The 333-nt window shown below is 48.0% G+C and carries 2 tRNA genes and 1 rRNA gene; all 3 read left to right on the top strand.

The features are described 5' to 3' along the window. Window positions 1-64, top strand: a 16S ribosomal RNA gene (locus WFH18_RS17950); the annotation flags it as partial. A 60-nt stretch (window positions 65-124) separates the two neighbouring features. Beyond that, window positions 125-201 (top strand) — tRNA-Ile (locus tag WFH18_RS17945). A 45-nt stretch (window positions 202-246) separates the two neighbouring features. After that, window positions 247-322: transfer RNA gene (locus WFH18_RS17940), tRNA-Ala, on the top strand. Window positions 323-333: the final 11 nt, after the last annotated feature.

Here is a 333-nt window from a genome sequence, read left to right as displayed (position 1 = left end):
GATGACTGGGGTGAAGTCGTAACAAGGTAGCCGTAGGGGAACCTGCGGCTGGATCACCTCCTTAACGAAAGATTGACGATTGGTAAGAATCCACAACAAGTTGTTCTTCATGCGATGTATCTGAGGGTCTGTAGCTCAGTTGGTTAGAGCACACGCTTGATAAGCGTGGGGTCACAAGTTCAAGTCTTGTCAGACCCACCACTATCTGACTACAGAAGAAAAGATACATTGACTTATTGATAAGCTGGGGACTTAGCTTAGTTGGTAGAGCGCCTGCTTTGCACGCAGGAGGTCAGGAGTTCGACTCTCCTAGTCTCCACCATACATTCCTAC

This window comes from Acinetobacter sp. USHLN143 (assembly GCF_037145695.1).
Classification (GTDB): domain Bacteria; phylum Pseudomonadota; class Gammaproteobacteria; order Pseudomonadales; family Moraxellaceae; genus Acinetobacter; species Acinetobacter fasciculus.
Note: the sequence above shows the minus strand (reverse complement) of the source record. Positions and strands in the feature narration are given on the sequence as shown.